Here is a 20,640-nt window from a genome sequence, read left to right on the forward strand (position 1 = left end):
TGTTGTGAAAAACATCATCCAGTGACTGACAAGACTCAGAACTGGTGGCACATTGAGTAGAGTAAAATGATGGCCACGACAGAAAACATAGCAAGCGAAAATATGAGTGACGTAAAAGAAGCTGTGCCCGTTAAATTTATACATTTGCGGGCACATAGTGCTTATTCCCTGCTTGAAGGCGCATTAAAGCCAGCGGTTTTGGCTAATGCGGCTCTCCGATTTGAAGCGCCTGCCATTGGCGTGACGGATCGCAATAATCTCTTCGGGGCGCTGGAGATTTCAGAAAAACTCTCTGATATCGGCGTGCAACCAATTATTGGCGTGACTTTATCTCTGCGAGGTCTGGAGTTACCGGGGCGTGACCGCTATGACCTGCCTTCTATTGCACTTTTCGCCCAAAATGAAACGGGATATTTGAATTTGCTTTCCATTGTTAGCCGCGCTCATCTGGAGGGCGATGGCATTGAACCACCTGGTGTTACCTTAGAAGATGTTTCTAAAGCAGGGGCAGGCATTATTTGCCTTACCGGGGGGCGCGAGGGGCCGATTGATAAGTATTTAGGCGCTCAAAACAAAATAGAGGCTGAAAACATTCTTCACCGACTGTGTGATATTTTCCCTAATAATCTGTATATAGAATTGCAACGCTATGGGCTTCAGGATGATGAGGAAATTGAAGCAGGGCTGATAGATTTTGCCTATGCGCATGACATCCCACTTGTGGCGACTAATCAGAGTTTCTTCGAGTCCGAAGAAGACTTTGAGGCACATGATGCTTTGATTTGTATTGCCGAGGGAACATATGTGCGCGAAACGGAACGGCGTCAACTAACACCTAATCATCGTCTCAAAACGCCGCAAGAAATGGTTTCTCTTTTTGCAGATTTGCCTGAAGCCATAGAAAATACTGTTGAAATTGCCCGTAGATGTGCTTTCCGTCCGCAAAAACATGCGCCTATCTTGCCCGATTTTGTATCCGGGGATGGCGGGCAGGGCGAGGCCGATGAATTAGCGCGTCAGGCACGGGCAGGGCTTGAAAAACGCCTTACGGACACGCCACCCGCTACAGATCGGGAAACCTACTTCAACCGGCTTGATTACGAGCTTGAGGTTATTAACGGCATGGGCTTTCCAGGCTACTTCCTGATTGTTGCTGATTTCATCCAGTGGTCAAAGCAAAATAGCATTTCTGTTGGTCCCGGACGGGGGTCGGGTGCGGGGTCGGTAGTTGCGTGGGCTTTGACGATTACAGATCTCGATCCTTTACGTTTTGGTTTGCTGTTTGAACGCTTTTTAAACCCCGAACGTGTGTCCATGCCGGATTTTGATATTGATTTTTGCCAGACGCGGCGTGATGAGGTTATCCGCTATGTTCAGCAAAAATACGGCGTCGATCAGGTCGCGCAAATTATTACATTCGGGAAGCTACAGGCGCGGGCTGTTTTGCGTGATGTAGGGCGGGTGCTGCAAATTCCTTACGGGCAAGTCGATAGGCTGTGCAAAATGGTGCCCAATAATCCTGCCGCGCCTGTAACCCTGCAGGAAGCCATTGATAGTGAACAGCGTCTTCAAGAAGAGAGGGATAATGACCCCGCCGTCGCCCAACTGATTGAGATTAGCCTCAAACTCGAAGGCCTTTATCGCCATGCTTCAACGCATGCCGCCGGTGTGGTTATTGGTGATCGCCCCCTAGAAAAGCTTGTGCCACTTTACCGTGACCCAAAGTCTGATATGCCGGTTACGCAGTTCAATATGAAATGGGTGGAAAATGCAGGGCTTGTGAAGTTTGATTTTCTTGGCCTGAAAACCCTTACTGTACTGGAGCGTGCTGTAGAGCTACTTGCCAAGACCGGTATAGAGATTGATCTCAGCAAATTAGCACTTGATGATGAGAAAACCTTCACCATGCTGGGTAACGGCGATACGGTAGGTGTGTTCCAGTTTGAAAGTACCGGTATGCGCGATGTGCTTCGGAAAATGCAACCGGACTGCTTTGAAGATATTATCGCGCTCGTTGCTCTGTATCGTCCAGGGCCGATGGATAATATTCCGCGCTATATCGCCTGTAAGAAAGGGGAGGAAGAACCCGATTATATGCATGACATGCTGAAGCCTGTGCTCGAGGAAACCTATGGTGTGCCTATTTATCAGGAGCAGGTCATGCAGATTGCTCAGGTCATGTCCGGCTTTTCGCTGGGAGAGGCGGATTTGCTTCGCCGCGCCATGGGTAAAAAAATTAAAGAGGAAATGCAGGCGCAAAAAAGTAGATTTCTTGAAGGGGCAACAGAAAACGGTGTTGACCAAAAGAATGCCAGTGCGGTTTTTGATCAGGTTGATAGGTTTGCCGGATATGGTTTCAACAAAAGTCATGCTGCCGCTTATGCGCTTGTGGCTTATCAGACTGCGTTTATCAAAGCTAATTATCCTGTGGCTTTTTACGCGGCATCAATGTCGCTTGATTATGAAAACACCGACAAATTACAAATTTTTGTACAGGATGCGTTGGCCCACGATATCAAAGTATCTGCGCCGGACATTAATCGTTCGGATGTGATGTTTGAAACCGGCGAACAGGAAATCATATATGCTCTGTCTGCGATTAAGAATGTCGGACGCCAATCCATGATTGATCTCGTTGCCGAGCGTACACAAAACGGGCCCTATAAGGATATTTTTGATTTCGCTAGGCGGGTAGGTGCTGTCGGGATTAACAGCAAACTTCTGGAAAATTTGATTTCATCGGGGGCATTTGATTGTTTGGAAACTGACCGCGCTCGACTTTTTGAATCCGTGAAAATGCTTTTGTCTGAAGCTTCGATTGCCCAGAACGAGAGAAAAGAAGGGCAAAGTAATCTTTTTGGTGAAGAAGAAATTTCTGAGAGCCGCACATTGCAAGAGGTCGCCCCATGGTCGCCTGTTGAACGCCTGACCCGAGAATTTGATGCCATCGGGTTTTATCTCTCCGGTCATCCGTTAGATGATTACCGGACGGTATTACGCCGGATGAATGTGCTGGGTTTTGAAGACCTTGCCAAATCGGTTGAAAATAATGTCCTGCTTGCCGGAACGATTGCTAAGATGGATGAACGTAAATCCAAACAGGGAAATCCTTTCGCATATTTAGGGCTTTCCGACCCTACAGGTCAGTTTGAAGCGATCGTGTTTTCAGAAGTCTTAAATAATAAACGCGAGATTCTGAGTGTCGGGCAATCCGTGATTATCAGCGCTAAAGTCTCTCGAGAGGATGATACAATCAGACTACAGGCCGAGAATATCCGTTCACTTGATGAGGTGGTCGCTTCGGGCAATGATGCAAGCCTCCGCATTTTCGTCGAAAATAAAACTGCATTGCCCTATATCAGGAAACAACTGGATGAAGGGTGTAGTAAGGGTGACACAGATATCAAACTGAGCACTGCAAAGGGGGGGATTGTAACCCTCATTATGCAAAATGAGCGTCATGAGGTTGAACTTCGTCTGCCTGGAAAATATCAGATAAACCCACGCATTTCAGGGGCTATCAAGGCTTTGAACGGTGTGTTGCATGTTGAAGATATTTAAAAGCTCATTTCAATGATAATTGGGGCTTGTTTTCCTGCCCAACCTGTCCTATACCCGCCGCATTACACACATGGGGATTGGCTTTGCTTAAATGTAAACCCCCTCCGGTGCTGAGATGTTCAGCCCATTTCCTCATGGCGGATTAACCGGAGAAAGGAGAGAGAGTTATGGCTCTACCGGATTACAATATGCGTCAGCTTTTAGAGGCTGGTGTTCACTTTGGTCACCAAACACATCGCTGGAATCCCAAAATGGCCCCTTATATATTTGGGGACAGAAACGGTATTCATATTATTGATTTGGCGCAAACCGTTCCGCTTTTGCATCAGGCACTTGTCGCGGTTCGTGATACTGTTGCTGCTGGCGGACGGGTTCTGTTTGTCGGCACAAAACGTCAGGCGACGGAAGTTATTGCGCGCACGGCGCAACAATGTGCTCAATATTACATGAACACACGTTGGTTGGGTGGCACGCTGACAAATTGGAAAACAATTTCCAATTCTATTAAGCGCTTACGCGAACTAGAAAATTTGTTGTCTGATGAGGCTTCCACTGGCTTCACTAAGAAGGAAATTCTGAACCTTACACGTGAACGCGATAAGCTTGAACTGGCAATTGGCGGCGTCAAGGATATGGGTGGTCTGCCGGACCTGATGATTGTGATTGACACGAATAAAGAGTCTATCGCAATTGCAGAAGCGCATAAGCTTGGTATTCCTGTGATTGCTATTCTTGACAGTAATTGTAACCCTGATGGCATTACTTACCCGGTACCTGGCAATGATGATGCGACACGGGCGATTGAACTTTATTGCTCACTTTTCTCGGGAGCCGTCATTGACGGTATTGAGCAGGGTGCAGTTTCATCAGGTGTGGATATTGGCGCTCAAGCCGAACCAACGCCTGAAGCTGCTCTTGAGGCCACAGAGGAAGAAGTGCCTCAAGAAGATGCGCCTGCAGAGGAAACTTCTACTGAAGAAACGCCTGCCGAGGAAGCTCCTGTTGAAGAAGCACCCGCTGAGGAAGACGCTACAGAAGAAAAAGCTGACTAGATCATAAATTTTATCCAACTCTATAAGAAAATGGAGCGACAATGGCTGATATTACTGTTTCAATGGTCAAGGAACTGCGTGAACAAACCGGCGCAGGCATGATGGACTGCAAAACAGCACTTTCCGAAACGAATGGTGATTTGGAAGCTGCAGTTGATTGGTTAAGAACTAAAGGGCTTTCTAAAGCAGCTAAAAAAGCTGACCGCGTTGCTGCAGAAGGGCTTGTCTCTATTATCACTGACGGAACAAAAGGTGCTGTTGTTGAAGTCAATTCGGAAACAGACTTTGTTGCGCGTAATGACCAGTTTCAGAATATGGTTTCCGATATTGCGAAAGTTGCCCTGAGTGTTGATGGTGATTTTGATAAACTTGTCGCTGCCGATTACCCCGGTGCGGGTAAATCTATTCAGGATCATGTCGCTGAAATGGTTGGTACAATCGGAGAAAATATGTCTGTAAGACGTTCGGCAGCTCTGTCTGTCGGACAAGGTGTGGTGGCATCCTATCTGCATGGTCAGGTTGTTGAGGGTCAGGGTAAGATTGGTGTGCTTGTTGCTCTGGAGTCTTCAGGCGATAGTGAAAAGCTTGGTGCGCTTGGCAAGCAGATTGCCATGCATGTTGCTGCGACAAACCCGTTGGCACTTTCAACGGATGATTTGTCGAAAGACGAAGTTGATCGTGAGCGTGAAGTGCTTATTACTGAAGCGCGAGAAAGCGGCAAACCAGAAGAGATTATAGAAAAAATGGTTGAAGGACGGTTGCGTAAATTCTACGAAGAAGTTGTGCTTCTTAATCAGGTTTTCGTGATTGATGGCGAAAACACCATTGAAAAAGTTTTGCAAAATGCAGCCTCCGATATTGGTGGTGAGGTAAAGTTGGCTGGGTTCGTCCGTTTTGGACTGGGTGAAGGCATTGACAAAGGCCCTGAAGAAGATTTTGCTTCTGAAGTTGCCGCCGCAGTGGGCAGTTCTTAAACCAACCACAATAAAGCGAATATAGAAATCAGCCGGAGTTACTGGAAATGACAGAAAAACGAGAATTTAGACGCGTTCTTCTGAAAATCTCTGGTGAAGCCCTCATGGGTGACGGACAATATGGCATTGATGTTGGCACTGTCGATAGAATAGCAACCGAAATTAGTCAGGCCCGCCAATCCGGCGTTGAAATTTGTCTTGTTATTGGCGGCGGTAATATCTTCCGTGGGCTATCTGGTGCTGCCGGTGGGATGGATCGGTCTAGTGCAGATTATATGGGCATGCTGGCAACGGTTATGAATGCGCTTGCCATGCAAAATGCACTTGAGCGGCAAGACATTCAAACGCGGGTGTTATCGGCTATCCCAATGACGACGGTTTGCGAGCCTTATATCCGACGACGCGCCATTCGCCATATGGAAAAAGGCCGGGTTGTGATTTTTGCTGCCGGTACGGGGAATCCATTTTTTACTACTGATACAGCTGCGGCTTTGCGTGCGGCTGAAATGAATTGCGATGCGTTGATGAAGGGAACCAATGTTGATGGGGTTTACTCAGCTGATCCGCGAATAGATAGTTCCGCGACTCGATTTGATACGTTAAGCTATATGGATGTGCTATCTAAAGATTTGAAAGTAATGGATGCATCTGCAGTAAGTTTGTCGAGGGAAAATAATATACCAATCGTGGTTTTTTCAATTCAATCAAATGGTGCGTTTCTCAAAGTACTTGAAGATAATGAAAATTGTACAATAATCTTCTAAACTTAAAAAAATAGGGATATAAAATGTCTGCTGATATGGATGATTTACAAAGACGCATGGAAGGGGCTTTAAACACCCTGAAAAGCGATTTTGGTGGCTTGAGAACAGGCCGTGCCAGCACAACGCTACTCGAACCTATTATGGTGGAGGCTTATGGGCAGCAAATGCCAATGTCTCAAGTAGGTACGATTTCAGCACCGGAGCCACGCCTTCTTTCTGTTCAGGTATGGGATAAAGGGCAGGTTTCCTTTGTTGAAAAAGCTATACGTGAGGCTGGATTGGGATTGAACCCGATGGCGGATGGCCAAATGGTTCGTGTGCCATTGCCCGAACTCAATGAAGAACGCCGTGAGGAGTTGGTCAAAATTGCGGGTAAATATGCCGAGCAATGCCGCGTTGCTGTTCGGAACGTTAGACGTGACGGCATGGATCAGCTTAAAAAAGGTGAAAAAGACGGCGAGATTAGTCAGGACGAACAAAAGTCACTTTCTGATGATGTGCAAAAGTTAACTGATGATTACGTTGAAAAGATCGACGAAGCGCTTTCGCAAAAAGAAGCTGAAATCCGTCAGGTTTAACTTTAGTTTCAATTAAATGGTTGATTGATGACACCTCCACATGAAATTACCGAAACGATTGAGCCACTTCCGCATGTCGCCATTATTATGGATGGTAACGGGCGATGGGCGAAATCTAGAGGGTTAAGCCGTCCCGAGGGTCATTTGGCTGGTGCAGAAGCCATTAAACGGATTGTGAAAGCCGCCCTTTATCGTAATTTGCCAGTTCTAACATTGTTTGCTTTTTCATCGGAAAACCGCCTCAGACCAGAAGCCGAGGTGAATTTTCTGTTTAACCTCATGCATAGATATTTTGATGAGCATTTGAAGGATCTTGCAGAAGAAGGCGTTTATATCAAAATTATCGGTGAAATTGATGGGCTACCTCAAGCCACGCTTAAGCTGATTGAACATGCACAGAACGCGACACGCGATAACAGCAAAATGACTCTACAGATTGCTTTCAATTATGGCTCACAAGAAGAAATTGTTTATGCCGCCAAATCAATTGCAACTAAAGTCAGTGAGAACAAACTTTCCCCTGCGGATATTACCAAAGAGGTTTTCGAGGAACATCTCAGAACTGCTGGTTTACCAAGTCCAGATTTGATTATCCGCACAAGTGGTGAATATCGGCTTAGTAATTTCATGCTCTGGCAAGCTGCTTATGCGGAGCTTTATTTTACCGACGTGTACTGGCCTGATTTTAATGAACGGGAACTTGATATAGCTCTGAAAGAATATTCTAGGCGTGAGCGGCGCTTTGGTAGGATTATAGAAGATGACAACTCTAACGATAAAAAAGATAAGAGCTTTCATGAAAAGTTCTCGCTCAAAAAGGCCTCAAAATGAACCAACAAGTTGTTCAGGCTGTCGGTTCGTCGCCTAAGGGCGGCCTTAAATCACGTTTCATAACAGCCGTTCTAGCGCTTCCGATTGTTTTGATTATCTTATGGCAGGGTGGGCTTCCCTTTACGGCTTTCATTGCCATTATTTGTGTCATCATGGGTGTTGAGTGGATTAATATCATCTCTAAAGAAGCCAAACTCGCTCAAATTTTGTTAAGTAGTTTGTTGGTGTTAATCGCTTTGGCAAGTCATGAAGGGTTTGGGGCCGGCCTGGGTTTTTATATCTTCGGACTTCTTATTTCAATTGGTTTGTCTTTATTACTTGGGTTGCAGCTCTCTCTTTTAGGGGGCGGCTTTGCCTATATTGGTGCAGCAACCTTATCTATCATCCTTTTGAGGAGCCTTGATAATGGCATCTGGTTGGTACTTTTTGTTTTCTGGGTTGTCTGGGCTACCGATGTTATGGCCTATGTTTTTGGTAAAACGATAGGGGGAGCCAAACTCGCACCGGTGATTTCGCCAAATAAAACTTGGGCTGGTCTTGCTGGCGGTATTATAGGCGCCGCCATTATCGGGGCCGTTATGAGTTTCTTTATTCCCAATACCTCAGCCATATATCTCATTGTGTTTGGTGGTATTCTGGCGGTCATTTCTCAAATAGGTGATTTGTTTGAGTCTTCTTTAAAAAGAAAATATGACGTGAAGGACTCTGGGGGGATATTGCCGGGGCATGGCGGTATGCTTGACAGGCTAGATGGTATGCTCGCCGTAGCGATTACAGTATTCCTGCTTCTCATTGCCAGAAGTTTTGACAAAGGATTGACCGCAAACGCAGTTCTGGTCTGGTAAAATAATGGTACAGAAGATTTCAATATTAGGTGCTACCGGATCTATCGGGGATAGTACACTGCAGGTGATAGATGCTCATCCAGATGATTTTTGCGTTTCTGCTGTTACTGCCGGAAATAATGTTGAGCGTTTAGCCGAGATTTGTAAACGTTTTAGACCAAAATTCGCCGCGATTGCCGATGAAGCGTTATATGAAGATTTCAAAGCTGCTTTGGCTGGCTTAGAAGTTGAAACTGCTTGCGGCGAAGCAGGTGTGTTGGCAGCTGCGGCTTATCCTGCAGACCGCGTGATGGCAGCGATTACCGGGTTTTCTGGCCTGAAGCCAACATTAACTGCACTAGAAAACTGTTCAATTGTCATGCTTGCAAATAAGGAATGTTTGGTGGCGGCTGGGTCTCTATTTATGGACATTGCGGCGCAACAAAACACGACTGTATTACCTGTCGACTCTGAGCACAATGCATTGCATCAGCTTCTTGTTAGCAAATCTATTGAGGATGTGAGGCATCTGACGCTAACTGCTTCTGGCGGGCCCTTTTTGAATTTGCCATTAGATCAACTTGCTGAAGTTACCCCGGAAATGGCAGTTAAGCATCCCATCTGGTCTATGGGAGAAAAAATTTCAATAGATTCCGCGACAATGTTAAACAAGGGTCTTGAACTTATTGAAGCTCAGCATCTGTTTGCGGTGCCAGCAGATAAACTCAAAGTGCTGATACATCCACAATCAATTATCCATGGTCTGGTGACCATGCATGATGGATCAGTCATGGCGCATATGGGAACGCCTGACATGCAGATACCCATTGCTTACTGTTTGGGGTGGCCAGAGCGTTTAAAGGCTAATATAGCTGCGCTTGACCTTGCTGATGAAAGGGAATTGAGCTTTTTGACCCCTGATTTAAAACGTTATCCTTGTTTAGAACTCGCTTTTGAAGTCCTTAATGCAGGACAAGGCATGCAGACTGTTATGAATGCGGCGAATGAAATTGCAGTTGAGGCGTTTAGAAAAGCGCAAATCGGTTTTGCGGATATAGCGGGTCTTATTCGCGATACTATGGACAAAATGACCGATGCTGACATTTCCTGCTTGGCTGATGTTTATGCCGTTGACGAAGCTGCCAGACGAGAGGCATTGGACAGTATCTCTCTGTAAAATGAAGAAAAAAAACAAACACTAATGATAAAACCATGTTAATAAATGCTTTCAATATTGCCGTTTAATGGAGACCGTTTTGGATATAATCTTTAACGCCTTGTTTGGAGTTGTTGTTCCTTTCCTTTTTGTAATCATGGTTGTGGTATTCTTCCATGAGTTAGGGCATTTCTGGGTCGCAAGGCGGTGCGGGGTAAGGGTTGAAACCTTTTCTATTGGTTTTGGGCACACCCTTTATTCATGGATGGATAGTAAGGGTACGTCATGGAAAATTTGCCTGTGGCCATTAGGTGGGTATGTCAAATTTTACGGTGATGAGGATGCTGCCAGCAGCCCAGATAATGAAAAATTAAAAGAGCTGACCGAAGACGATCAAAAAGATGTTTTCCACTTTAAACCCCTGTGGCAACGGTCAGCTGTAGTCGCGGCTGGACCTATAGCTAATTTTGTTCTGGCTATCTTAATTTATGCCTGTCTCTTCACATTTGTCGGCAAGCAAATTTCTCTTCCGATTGTTGATACCATCCGTGAGAATAGCGCTGCTGAACGGGCAGGGTTTATTCCCGGTGATCTTATTTTATCCATTGATGGTTCTCCGGTTGAGAGTTTTAACGATGTCGCCCGGACAGTATCCGTTAATCCTGACCGTGATTTGGTGTTTGTTGTTGAGCGCAGCGGCATGGAAGTTGAACTGGTAGCACGCCCTGAACTGGTTGAAGATGTTGATAATTTCGGAAACCGATATCGCCTGGGGCGGCTCGGCATTACGAGCAGACCAGATCAAACGCGCGTCAGCAAAGTTTATTACGACCCCATTACAGCAATTGGTAAGGGTGTCTCAGAAACTACATTTATCATCACTCAGACCTTCAGGTCGTTAGGCGGGATTATCTCTGGACGTGAGAGCGCTGATGCGTTGGGTGGGCCGGTTAAAATTGCTCAGATATCAGGTCAGATGGCCTCTTTAGGCTGGGTTGCGGTTTTTAATTGGATTGCACTAATTTCAGTAAGTATCGGACTGATTAATCTTTTCCCGATACCGATGCTTGATGGCGGTCATTTGTTGTTCTATTCCTACGAAGCCGTTATAGGAAAACCAATGCCTGAAAAAGTTCAGGAGTATGGTATGCGTGCCGGCCTTGCTTTTGTTATTATGCTCTTCGTTTTCGTAACGTGGAATGATGTTTCTAAAATAAGCCTGTTCAACTGAGGCCATAACGTTATGACAAATTCAAAATTCTCAGCTTTCATTGCTTTGTTTGCCTTTACATACCTAGCCACAATTATTGCTGAACCATTGGCTGCGCAAGAGAATAGAGCACCAGCCGAAGAAGATTTTAGTATCCAATTCATTGAGGTTGAGGGTAGCCAGCGTGTGGAAGCCGATACAGTTCGGTCTTATATGATTTTAAAACCCGGTATGACTGCTGATCCCCTATTACTCGATCAGTCACTCAAGTCCATGTTTGCTTCAGGCCTATTTGCGGATGTTACGATCAGGCGAGAAAGGGGTGGGCTTATTGTCACCGTGGTTGAGAATCCAATTGTTAACCGCGTCATTTTTGAGGGTAATGATAAGCTGGATGATGATGACCTCTATGAAGAGTCCTCACTGCGTCCACGACAGGTCTATACGCGTTCCAAAATTCAAAATGATGTAGAGAAATTCGTCGAACTATATCGTCGCTCTGGTCGTTTTTCAGCGAAGGTTGAACCAAAAGTCATTCAATTACCACAAAACCGCGTGGATGTTGTTTTTGAGATTGAAGAGGGTGAAACCACGCGCGTCCGGTCGATTAATTTCATCGGTAATAAAAGATTTGATGATGACCGGTTGCGCGAAGAAATTTCCACACAGGAGTCACGTTGGTGGCGCTTTTTGTCCTCAAATGACAAATACGACCCTGACCGTATCGCTTATGATAGTGACCTTTTACGCCGATTTTATCTTAGCAAGGGTTATGCAGATTTTCGCGTCATTTCTTCTTTTGCAGAATTAACTCGTGACGGTAAAAAATTCTTTGTAACATTTAATGTTGAAGAAGGTGAAAAATACGAATTTGGTGACTCGGTCATCGACACGAACCTCAAAGACGTAAATATCCAGGAGCTTGAGCAGCTTATTCGACACGAGACAGGGCGCGTCTATAACTCCAAAAAAGTTGACGACACGGTAGATGATTTAACAGAGGCTCTTGGTACAAAAGGCTATGCTTTTGCAGATGTTCGTCCACGTGTTCGTCGTAACCGAAAAGACCTGATTGTTAACATCACCTATCGTATTCAAGAGGGGCCGCGTGTTTATGTAGAGCGCATTAATGTGAATAATAATGTGCGCACACAAGATCGCGTTATTAGACGTGAAATGTACCTGAGAGAAGGGGATGCCTTTAACCGTGCGTTGTTGAATAAATCTGAAAGAAATATTAAAGCCTTAAATTTCTTTGGTGAAGTTGAAATAACCGAGACACCCGGAGATGATGAAGACTCTGTAGTTCTTGATATTGATGTCGAGGAGCAATCAACAGGTGAGTTAGCATTCGGTATAGGCTATTCTTCGGTCGAGGATCTTTCAACCCAGTTTTCAATTGTTGAGCGCAACCTTCTCGGTCGTGGTCAACTTCTGAGTTTGTCCACTTCAATTAGTTCTCAACGTACCTTTCTAAATCTAAGATTTGCTGAGCCTTATTTCCTAAATAGAGATCTCTTCGGAAGTGTTGATGTGTTCAGAACAACGACTGATTATGACACAGAGGCAGCCCTTGAGACATCTGAAACCGGTCTTGGTGGTTCAATTGGCTTCCCAGTTGCAGAGGATGCAAGGTTGAATATTTTTGTACGCCTTTCTGAAAATGAGTTAATTAACGATGCTTACACGCCTCAATTTGGAGCATATCTTAGACCTTTTACAGAATTAAAAGCGCAGTTAGGGTATACTTACACAATTGATAAGCGAGACGATGTGATTGATCCAACTGAGGGTTGGGACTTTATTTTTTCTCAAAATATTGCAACTCCACTTGGTGACGTTACATATATTAGATCAACCATTGTAGCGGACTATTACAAACCATTTTTTGAAGAATGGGTTTTCCACGCAAAATTGAGTGGAGGAATTATTGGAGATTATGAGAAAGAAGGTATCTCATATAACGACAATTTTTTTGTTGGTGGTTCTATCATTAGGGGTTTCAAAAGATCTGGTGTTGGCCCTCGTGACCTACAGACAGATTATGTTTTAGGTGCTAAGCAATACCTTGTTGGAACTTTGGAGGCGAAAGTCCCACTAGGAATTCCAAAAGATTTTGGAATAAAAACATACATTTTCACCGATTTTGGTGTTATTGGTAAAACTGACGTTGAGGCTACCAATGTTCAAGATGATACTGCTTTCAGGGCAAGTTATGGTTTAACTTTTAACTGGAAATCGCCATTTGGGCCTGTTCGTTTTGATCTGGCCAGACCATTAGCGGAAGAGGAATATGACCGTGCTCAGTTCTTCCGTTTCACTGCAGGAACACGTTTTTAAGAGAGGGATTAATGCTTAAAAAACTCGTAATATTTTCGTTCGCACTGTTTTTATTTAGTGTACCACAACAAGTCTTTGCTCAGTCGAATGTTCTGATTTTGAATATTGAAAAACTTTTTGCCGACTCTAAGGCTGGCAAAAGTATGATTTCTCAGGTTCAAAAGAAGCAAGAAGCAATCAAGTCTCAAAGAGATAAGGCACAAAAGGATCTTTCTGATAAGGTTCAAAAGCTCGAATCTCAGAAAACAATGATGGCACCTGATGCACTTCAGGCTAAAGCAGATGAGCTTAAACTTGAAGAAATTGCTAAGAACCAAGAGCTTCAACAAGAGCTGCGCAAAATTGATGCTGGTCTTGCTGCCGCAAGAGCAGAAATTTTGAAAAGCCTCAGCCCGATTTTGAAAGATATTATGAACGAGAAGGGTGCTATTGCAATTCTCGAACGTAGTGCTGTTCTTATCGGTAGCCCTGATGTTGATATTACAGACACTGCCACAAAACGCCTTGATGGTGTTCTGAGTTCTGTAAAGGTTGAGGCACCTGCAAAATAAATGGTAGATAGCCGTTTCTATCCCCCTGGTAAGACGTTTTCGATTGCTGAATTAGCCGGATTTCTGAATGTAGAAATCAAGCAGGGGGATGGGAATGCTTCTATAAACGGTGTTTCCTCTTTATTGGATGCTCAGCAGAGTGATATCGTTTTCTATAACGACGTCAAATATAAAAATGATTTGGCTGTTACCCGTGCAGGCGCTTTATTAATATCCGCTGGCGACATTGACAGTATCGGTGATTTTCCTGCCGCTGTATTGGTTGTTGATGACCCTTATAAATCTTATGCATTGATTGCTCAAAAAATTTTTCCGGATCAAGCGCAGGCAAAACCTGTGGTAGGGGTTCAGGCAGAGCAGATTCATGACGATGCTATTATCGGCACAAATGTTGAGATTGGTTATGGTGCTGTAATTTGCGCTGGGGCTGAAATTGGTGAAGATACAATTATAGGTGCTAATGCAGTAATTGGCCCGGGTTGTGTTGTAGGGCGTCGATCGGTTATTAGTGCTAACAGCGTCGTACAATTTGCTCTTATTGGTGATGATGTTCATATTCACCCGAATGTTTCAATTGGTCAGGATGGCTTTGGATATGCGCCTGATTTTTCAGGCCATGTAAAAATTCCCCAGCTGGGCAGGGTGATTATTCAAAACCATGTGAGCATCGGTGTTGGCTCTGATATAGACAGAGGTACCCTGAGCGATACGATGATAGGGGAAGGCACAAAATTAGATAATCAAGTTCATGTTGCACATAATGTCCGGATTGGGCGTCACTGTTTGATTGCCGGACAAGTCGGTTTTGCCGGAAGCACAATAATTGAGGATTATGTTATGTCCGGAGGGCAAGCAGCTTTTAACGGTCATATTCATGTCGGAAAAGGGGCTCGGATACTAGGGGCTTCCGTAGTTGTGAAAAGTATACCTGCCGGTCAAGAAGTCGCCGGTTACCCAGCACGGGCTTCTTCGCTTTGGCGCAAGGAAACGGCATTATTAGGCCAGTTGCTCAGAAAGAGAAAAACTAATAAAGGCGAATAAAATAATTTGTTTTCACCAAATAGAATCTAACGCAATATGTTCGCCAATCCCTGATTGAGGTCAAATCAGCTATGAGTAACATACATCCAACAGCCGAAGTCGATAAAGGCGCAGAAATAGGGAATGGGGTGGAAATTGGCCCTTTTTGTGTCATTGGTCCAAATGTAAAAATTGGCGATAACACTGTTTTACATTCACATGTGAGCATTTCTGGCCATACAACAATAGGCATGGGAAATGAAGTTTTCCCATATGCCTCACTGGGGCATATTCCTCAAGACTTAAAGTTCAAAAATGAGAAAAGTTTTCTTGAGATTGGAGATGGCAATCGTATCCGTGAAAATGTCACCATAAATCTTGGTACAGAAGGTGGCGGTGGTATTACGCGTGTAGGTAATAACAGTTTGTTTATGGTGGGTGTTCATATCGCTCACGATTGTATACTTGGTGACAATATTGTTATGGCGAATTACGCGGCACTTGGTGGGCACGTCGAGATTGCGAATAACGTAATTTTTGGTGGTTTCAGTGCAATTCACCAGTTTTCTAAAGCTGGGAAATATTCTTTTATTGGTGCTGGGGCTATGGTCGTAGGTAATGTTATTCCTTTTAGCACTGTCATGGGAGACAGAGCATGTCTTGTAGGGTTAAATCTGGTTGGACTCAAACGCGCTAATTTTAAACGTGAGGATATTCATAGCTTACGTAACGCTTACAAATTGTTATTTTCATCCTCTGATGTGGATTTATTAGAGCAGCGTGTACAACAAGCAGAAGAAGAGTTTGGTGGATCACCTCTGGTTAATGACTTATTGAGTTTTATTAAATCTATTGATAAGCGGGGCATATGTTTACCTCCACAAAATTAAAAATTAATAAGTGAATAAACATGTCGGGCAAACCACAAAAATTGGGTGTTATTGCTGGAAATGGTGCTTTACCCGGTTTAGTTGTCGAGGCAGCGCAAAAACAAGGATATGATGTCTGTGTTTTTGGAATAAGTGATGCTTATGATCTATCGCTTGAAATTGATCATAAAATCTATCCCCAGCGTCTTGGACAGACCCTTCGAACAATTAAAAAAAACAAATGTAAAGAAGTTGTGATTGTCGGCGGGGTTACGCGGCCTAACCTTTTTCGTTTCATACCAGATTTTGGAACCATGAAGTTTGTCGCGCGTGTGGCGTTAGAAGCTAAGAAAAACGGGATTGGTGATGATACCGTTTTAAGTATACTCGTCAGTATTTTTGAAGAAAACGGCATTACCATTCGTGCGACCAAAGATATTATTGAAGATATAATGGCACCTGCAGGTGTTCTAACAAAATCCAAACCTTCAAACAAAAATGATATTGATATCAAGAGAGGCCGCATTGTAACCGATACCATAGGAGATTTGGATATTGGTCAATGTTGCGTTGTTTGTCGTGGGCAGGTTCTTGCTGTTGAAGGACCAGAAGGTACTGATGAAATGTTAAAGAGGGTTGCACAACTTTCTCAAGCGATGAGAGGAAGTGTTACGAAACGCGAGGGGGTGCTCGTTAAACTACCCAAGACAAATCAAGATCGCCGTATTGATATGCCGACACTCGGTCTTACAACTATTGAAAATGCCTCACTTGCAGGTCTTGCCGGTATTGCTTTCGCAGGTGAGGAAACTCAACTAATTGATGCAGATGCATGCATTAAACTTGCGGACGAACTTGGCATGTTCTTAAAAGGTTTAAAACCCTGATGGGGCTTCACCTAACAATTATTGCGGGGGAAACATCCGGTGATCTTTTGGGTGCCAGATTAATTGCTTCACTAAGACGTCAGGTTTCAGACATTGCATTATCTGGGGTAGGTGGCATTGAAATGACCAAAGCAGGCATCCAATCCGTTTTTCCCATGGAAGATATTGCGGTTATGGGCTTACAGCAAATTCTTCCGCGTCTGAAATTAATCTATCAACGAATAGACGAAACAGTTGAGTCTATTATTCAATCTAATACGGATGCAGTTGTTTTTATTGACAGCCCTGAGTTTGCGGTTCGGGTTGCGAAGCGCCTTCGCCGGTTACGACCTGATTTGCCTATGATTAAGTATGGGGCGCCAACTGTTTGGGGTTGGCGTCCGGGACGGGCAAAGGCCATTAAGCCATATTACAACCTTATCCTTGCTCTGCTTCCTTTTGAGCCGCGTGTTTATCAATATCTTAATGGATCTGAATGTCGCTATGTGGGCCACCCCGCAGTCGCAAATCTCCCAAACGGTGAGCATGTTAATGAATTTAAAAATAAATATAACATCACAGAGGAGGAGCAGGTTTTGGCTTTGCTGCCGGGAAGCCGTGTAAGTGAAGTTAATCGCCTTAATGCACCCTTTTTAGAAACTGTTAGTTTGCTCGAAGACAAGAAACAAAGATTACGGGTGTTTATTCCTGCTGTGCCTCATATCCGCGATAAAATAGAAGCGTCTTTAAAGCAAAAGGCAAGCACGCTTGACGGGTTTCAGATAACCTTGATTGAGGGGGAAGGCGATAAGCTGGGTCTTTTTGGGTGTGCGACGGCTGCCCTTGCGGCCTCAGGTACAGTGTCTCTAGAGCTAGCTTTGGCAGGGGTGCCGTCTGTTATAGGTTATGATATTGACCGATGGATGGCTTATTTTGTTATGAGAATGGCGAAAACCCCCTCGGTTGTTATGCCAAATCTTATACTTGATAAGCCTGTTGTTCCGGAATTTCTCCTGCATCGATGCACGCCGGAAAAATTGTCAGCCGCGTTGCAACCCTTATTAGATGAGACGAGTGAAGACAGGCTTAATCAAATTGAAGCATTTAAATCACTGAAAGATATAATGAGTATTGAAACTGGTGATCCAAGTTCGGAAACAGCAAGCCAGATACTGGATTTTTTAAGCTAGTTAGCGTTTCTCTACTGGAACGTAGTCGCGATGTGTCGCACCGATATAAAGTTGACGTGGGCGACCAATACGCTGACTCGGATCCTCAATCATTTCATTCCACTGAGATACCCAGCCGACAGTTCTTGCAAGGGCAAATAAAACTGTGAACATGGTTGTTGGGAAACCCATGGCTTTGAGAGTAATGCCGGAATAAAAATCGATATTTGGATAGAGTTTCTTCTCTATAAAATAATCGTCGCTGAGCGCAATGCGTTCAAGTTCCATTGCCACGTCAAGGAGCGGGTCATCTTTGATGCCAAGCTCACCCAGAACTTCATGACATGTTTTATGCATCACACGGGCGCGTGGGTCGTAGTTTTTATAGACCCTATGCCCAAAGCCCATAAGACGGAATGGGTCATTCTTATCTTTGGCACGTTTAATAAATTCCGGGATACGGTCAACAGATCCGATTTCAGCCAGCATATCAAGAGCCGCTTCATTGGCGCCGCCATGAGCTGGTCCCCATAAGCAAGCTATACCTGCTGCTATACATGCGAAGGGGTTAGCGCCTGAGGAACCAGCAAGACGCACGGTTGATGTGGATGCATTTTGCTCGTGGTCTGCATGGAGAATAAAAATTCTATCCATTGCACGGGCGAGAATAGGATTAACTTCTCTCTGCTCACTGGGAACGGAAAAACACATATGTAGAAAGTTAGCTGCATAGCTAAGATTATTTTGCGGATAAGCAAAAGGCTGACCAATATGATATTTGTAAGCCATAGCTGCGATTGTTGGAATTTTAGCAATGAGACGACGACTGGCGATTTTACGTTGATCAGGATCGTTGATATCCGTGCTGTCGTGGTAAAAAGCGGACAGTGCGCCAACAACGCCGACCATAATTGCCATTGGGTGTGCGTCGCGTCTAAAGCCAGAATAGAATTTTTGCAGTTGCTCATGAACCATGGTGTGCATGGTTATTGCTTGTTCAAATTCCTGTAGCTCGTCATTATTAGGGAGTTCGCCATGCATGAGCAAATAACAGGTTTCAATAAAATTGCCTTTTTCAGCCAGTTGTTCAATCGGATAGCCGCGGTGCAGAAGAATACCTTCCTCGCCATCAATATAAGTAATGGAAGATTTACAGCTTGCTGTCGATGTGAAACCGGGGTCATAAGTGAACTGACCAGATGAACCATAGAGACCTGAAACATCAATAACGCTTGGGCCTATGCTCCCGCCATGAACGTTTAGGTTATAGTCATTTCCGCCTGACTCAAGCTTAGCGGCTGGTGCATCTTTAGGCTCGCTCATTTGAACTCCTTAAGGGGGTGTGAATTGAGGGCAATATAATTAAATTGAAGCAAAAATACCATAGCCAGACTGGTATTTTTATTCAATTTGCGAGGATATCATCCAACCTTGCTAAGCTTTCTTCTTTACCGAGCAAAAGCAATAAATCATAGACACCTAATGGCGAACCCGTTCCGGTCAATATATTGCGCATCACGGGGCCGAACTGTCCTAATTTCAAATCATTTTCTTCCATAAATTTTCCGAAAAAATTAGCAATGCCATCTGCGTCCCATGCATCAAGCTTTTGGAGTGCCGGGAAGACTTTCCGGACATTTGCCATTTTGTCATCGGTCAGGCTTTCTAGCGCTTTGTCATTTAGCTTAACGGGACGCGTAAGGAATAAAAAACGAAGATTCTCTACGAGATTATCCAAGCTTTTGGCTGTTTTTTTTATCATCGGTAAGGCTGTCATCAATTTAGTTTTATTCTCCGGTGAAAGCGAAAGTTGTTCCATGACATAATCAGCTAAAACATCCTCATCTCCATGTTGGATATGATGAATATTAGTGGCTTGCATTTTTTCCATATCTAGTCGGGCGGGGGACTTGCCAATTGCAGCAATGTCAAACCAGTTGATGAGGTCAGCTGTTGAAAAAAGCTCATCATCACCATGGCTCCAGCCTAATCTTGCTAAATAATTCCGCATTGCCTCTGGTAGAAAACCCATATCCTTATATGCTTCAACACTAAGTGCACCATATCGCTTTGACAACTTAGCGCCGTCAGCTCCGTGAATAAGTGGTATATGCGCGTAAGCAGGGCGCGACCATGATAACGCATCAAAAATTTGACTTTGGCGTACCGCATTTGTCAGATGATCATCACCGCGAATAACATGCGTAATTCCCATATCGTGATCGTCTACGACAACCGAAAGATTATAAGTCGGCGTGCCGTCCGAGCGCAGGAGAATGAGATCATCAAGCTGGTTGTTCTCAATGCTGACTTCTCCTTGAACCAAATCACCCAGCACGGTTGTGCCTTCTTGTGGCGCTTTAAACCTAACAGTGAAAGGCAAATCATCTGGCACGCTTTCCTTGTTCCTGCATGTGCCGTCATAGCGTATAGGTTTTCCTTCGGCTTTGGCTTTCTCTCTCATTTTATCAAGGGCCTCTTTGGTGCATGTGCATTTATAGGCAAGACCCTCAGCTAGCATCTGGTCGATGATTTCGCGGTGGCGTTCAATATTTTGATGCTGATAGACGGGCGGTGCGTCGGGTGTCAGGTCAAGCCAATCTAAACCGTCCAGAATTGCTTGTATTGCATCGTCAGTCGAACGCTCTCTATCAGTATCTTCAATTCTTAACAAAAACAATCCCTGATGTTTACGTGCAAAAGCCCAGCTGAACAAAGCCGTGCGGGCGCCACCAATATGAAGAAAACCCGTCGGGGAGGGGGCAAATCGCGTGATGATTTTTGTCTCAGAGCTGGTCATATTGCTTGTGGTTCTCCTGAATACACGCCTCAGTTGCTGGTGGCGTCTCCTCAAATAGTGGAAACTCTTCGTTAA

Annotated in this window: 17 protein-coding genes; 15 read left to right on the forward strand and 2 right to left on the reverse strand. The window is 44.5% G+C overall.

Going from position 1 to position 20,640, the window contains the following annotated elements:
• The first annotated feature begins 66 nt into the window (after nucleotides 1–66).
• The 15 genes from dnaE (at nucleotide 67) to lpxB (ending at nucleotide 17,786) form a co-directional block, all read left to right on the forward strand.
• Nucleotides 67–3,561, forward strand: coding sequence for a DNA polymerase III subunit alpha (gene dnaE / locus RS24_RS00965; protein WP_021776300.1), 3,495 nt, complete (start codon nucleotides 67–69; stop codon nucleotides 3,559–3,561).
• 167 nt (nucleotides 3,562–3,728) lie between these two features.
• Nucleotides 3,729–4,613: a 30S ribosomal protein S2 gene (gene rpsB / locus RS24_RS00970; protein WP_021776301.1), complete on the forward strand. Its 885-nt coding sequence runs from the start codon at nucleotides 3,729–3,731 to the stop codon at nucleotides 4,611–4,613.
• A 41-nt stretch (nucleotides 4,614–4,654) separates the two neighbouring features.
• Nucleotides 4,655–5,587, forward strand: a complete 933-nt coding sequence (gene tsf, locus RS24_RS00975; RefSeq protein WP_021776302.1) for a translation elongation factor Ts — start codon at nucleotides 4,655–4,657, stop codon at nucleotides 5,585–5,587.
• A 47-nt stretch (nucleotides 5,588–5,634) separates the two neighbouring features.
• The gene (pyrH, locus tag RS24_RS00980) at nucleotides 5,635–6,351 is read left to right on the forward strand and encodes a UMP kinase (protein WP_021776303.1); all 717 of its coding nucleotides are present in this window, start codon (nucleotides 5,635–5,637) and stop codon (nucleotides 6,349–6,351) included.
• A 23-nt stretch (nucleotides 6,352–6,374) separates the two neighbouring features.
• The gene (frr, locus tag RS24_RS00985) at nucleotides 6,375–6,929 is read left to right on the forward strand and encodes a ribosome recycling factor (protein WP_021776304.1); all 555 of its coding nucleotides are present in this window, start codon (nucleotides 6,375–6,377) and stop codon (nucleotides 6,927–6,929) included.
• 27 nt (nucleotides 6,930–6,956) lie between these two features.
• On the forward strand, nucleotides 6,957–7,760 hold the full coding sequence (locus RS24_RS00990; RefSeq protein WP_021776305.1) for an isoprenyl transferase: 804 nt from the start codon (nucleotides 6,957–6,959) through the stop codon (nucleotides 7,758–7,760).
• On the forward strand, nucleotides 7,757–8,605 hold the full coding sequence (locus RS24_RS00995; RefSeq protein ID WP_021776306.1) for a phosphatidate cytidylyltransferase: 849 nt from the start codon (nucleotides 7,757–7,759) through the stop codon (nucleotides 8,603–8,605). Before RS24_RS00990 ends, RS24_RS00995 begins: the two co-directional genes overlap by 4 nt.
• Nucleotides 8,606–8,609: 4 nt before the next feature.
• The gene (gene dxr, locus RS24_RS01000) at nucleotides 8,610–9,761 is read left to right on the forward strand and encodes a 1-deoxy-D-xylulose-5-phosphate reductoisomerase (RefSeq protein WP_021776307.1); all 1,152 of its coding nucleotides are present in this window, start codon (nucleotides 8,610–8,612) and stop codon (nucleotides 9,759–9,761) included.
• Nucleotides 9,762–9,828: 67 nt separating this feature from the next.
• Nucleotides 9,829–10,971 carry an RIP metalloprotease RseP gene (rseP, locus tag RS24_RS01005; RefSeq protein WP_038300410.1) on the forward strand — a complete coding sequence of 381 codons (1,143 nt, stop codon included), beginning with the start codon at nucleotides 9,829–9,831 and terminating at the stop codon, nucleotides 10,969–10,971.
• 12 nt (nucleotides 10,972–10,983) lie between these two features.
• Nucleotides 10,984–13,290, forward strand: a complete 2,307-nt coding sequence (gene bamA / locus RS24_RS01010) for an outer membrane protein assembly factor BamA (protein WP_021776309.1) — start codon at nucleotides 10,984–10,986, stop codon at nucleotides 13,288–13,290.
• An 11-nt stretch (nucleotides 13,291–13,301) separates the two neighbouring features.
• On the forward strand, nucleotides 13,302–13,841 hold the full coding sequence (locus RS24_RS01015) for an OmpH/Skp family outer membrane protein (RefSeq protein ID WP_021776310.1): 540 nt from the start codon (nucleotides 13,302–13,304) through the stop codon (nucleotides 13,839–13,841).
• Nucleotides 13,842–14,882 (forward strand): UDP-3-O-(3-hydroxymyristoyl)glucosamine N-acyltransferase, encoded by a 1,041-nt coding sequence (gene lpxD / locus RS24_RS01020; RefSeq protein ID WP_021776311.1) that lies wholly within the window; start codon nucleotides 13,842–13,844, stop codon nucleotides 14,880–14,882.
• Nucleotides 14,883–14,953: 71 nt separating this feature from the next.
• The gene (lpxA, locus tag RS24_RS01025; RefSeq protein WP_021776312.1) at nucleotides 14,954–15,751 is read left to right on the forward strand and encodes an acyl-ACP--UDP-N-acetylglucosamine O-acyltransferase; all 798 of its coding nucleotides are present in this window, start codon (nucleotides 14,954–14,956) and stop codon (nucleotides 15,749–15,751) included.
• 20 nt (nucleotides 15,752–15,771) lie between these two features.
• The gene (locus tag RS24_RS01030) at nucleotides 15,772–16,617 is read left to right on the forward strand and encodes an LpxI family protein (protein ID WP_021776313.1); all 846 of its coding nucleotides are present in this window, start codon (nucleotides 15,772–15,774) and stop codon (nucleotides 16,615–16,617) included.
• Complete coding sequence (gene lpxB, locus RS24_RS01035; protein WP_021776314.1) at nucleotides 16,617–17,786, forward strand: lipid-A-disaccharide synthase; 1,170 nt, start codon at nucleotides 16,617–16,619, stop codon at nucleotides 17,784–17,786. Before RS24_RS01030 ends, lpxB begins: the two co-directional genes overlap by 1 nt.
• Here lpxB and gltA read toward each other — a convergent pair whose 3' ends face one another.
• Nucleotides 17,787–19,088, reverse strand: a complete 1,302-nt coding sequence (gltA, locus tag RS24_RS01040) for a citrate synthase (protein ID WP_021776315.1) — start codon at nucleotides 19,086–19,088, stop codon at nucleotides 17,787–17,789.
• Nucleotides 19,089–19,170: 82 nt separating this feature from the next.
• Nucleotides 19,171–20,565 carry a glutamate--tRNA ligase gene (gene gltX / locus RS24_RS01045; protein ID WP_021776316.1) on the reverse strand — a complete coding sequence of 465 codons (1,395 nt, stop codon included), beginning with the start codon at nucleotides 20,563–20,565 and terminating at the stop codon, nucleotides 19,171–19,173.
• Between the last annotated feature and the right edge of the window lie 75 nt (nucleotides 20,566–20,640).

Source organism: Candidatus Micropelagos thuwalensis, assembly GCF_000469155.1.
GTDB lineage: Bacteria > Pseudomonadota > Alphaproteobacteria > RS24 > RS24 > Micropelagius > Micropelagius thuwalensis.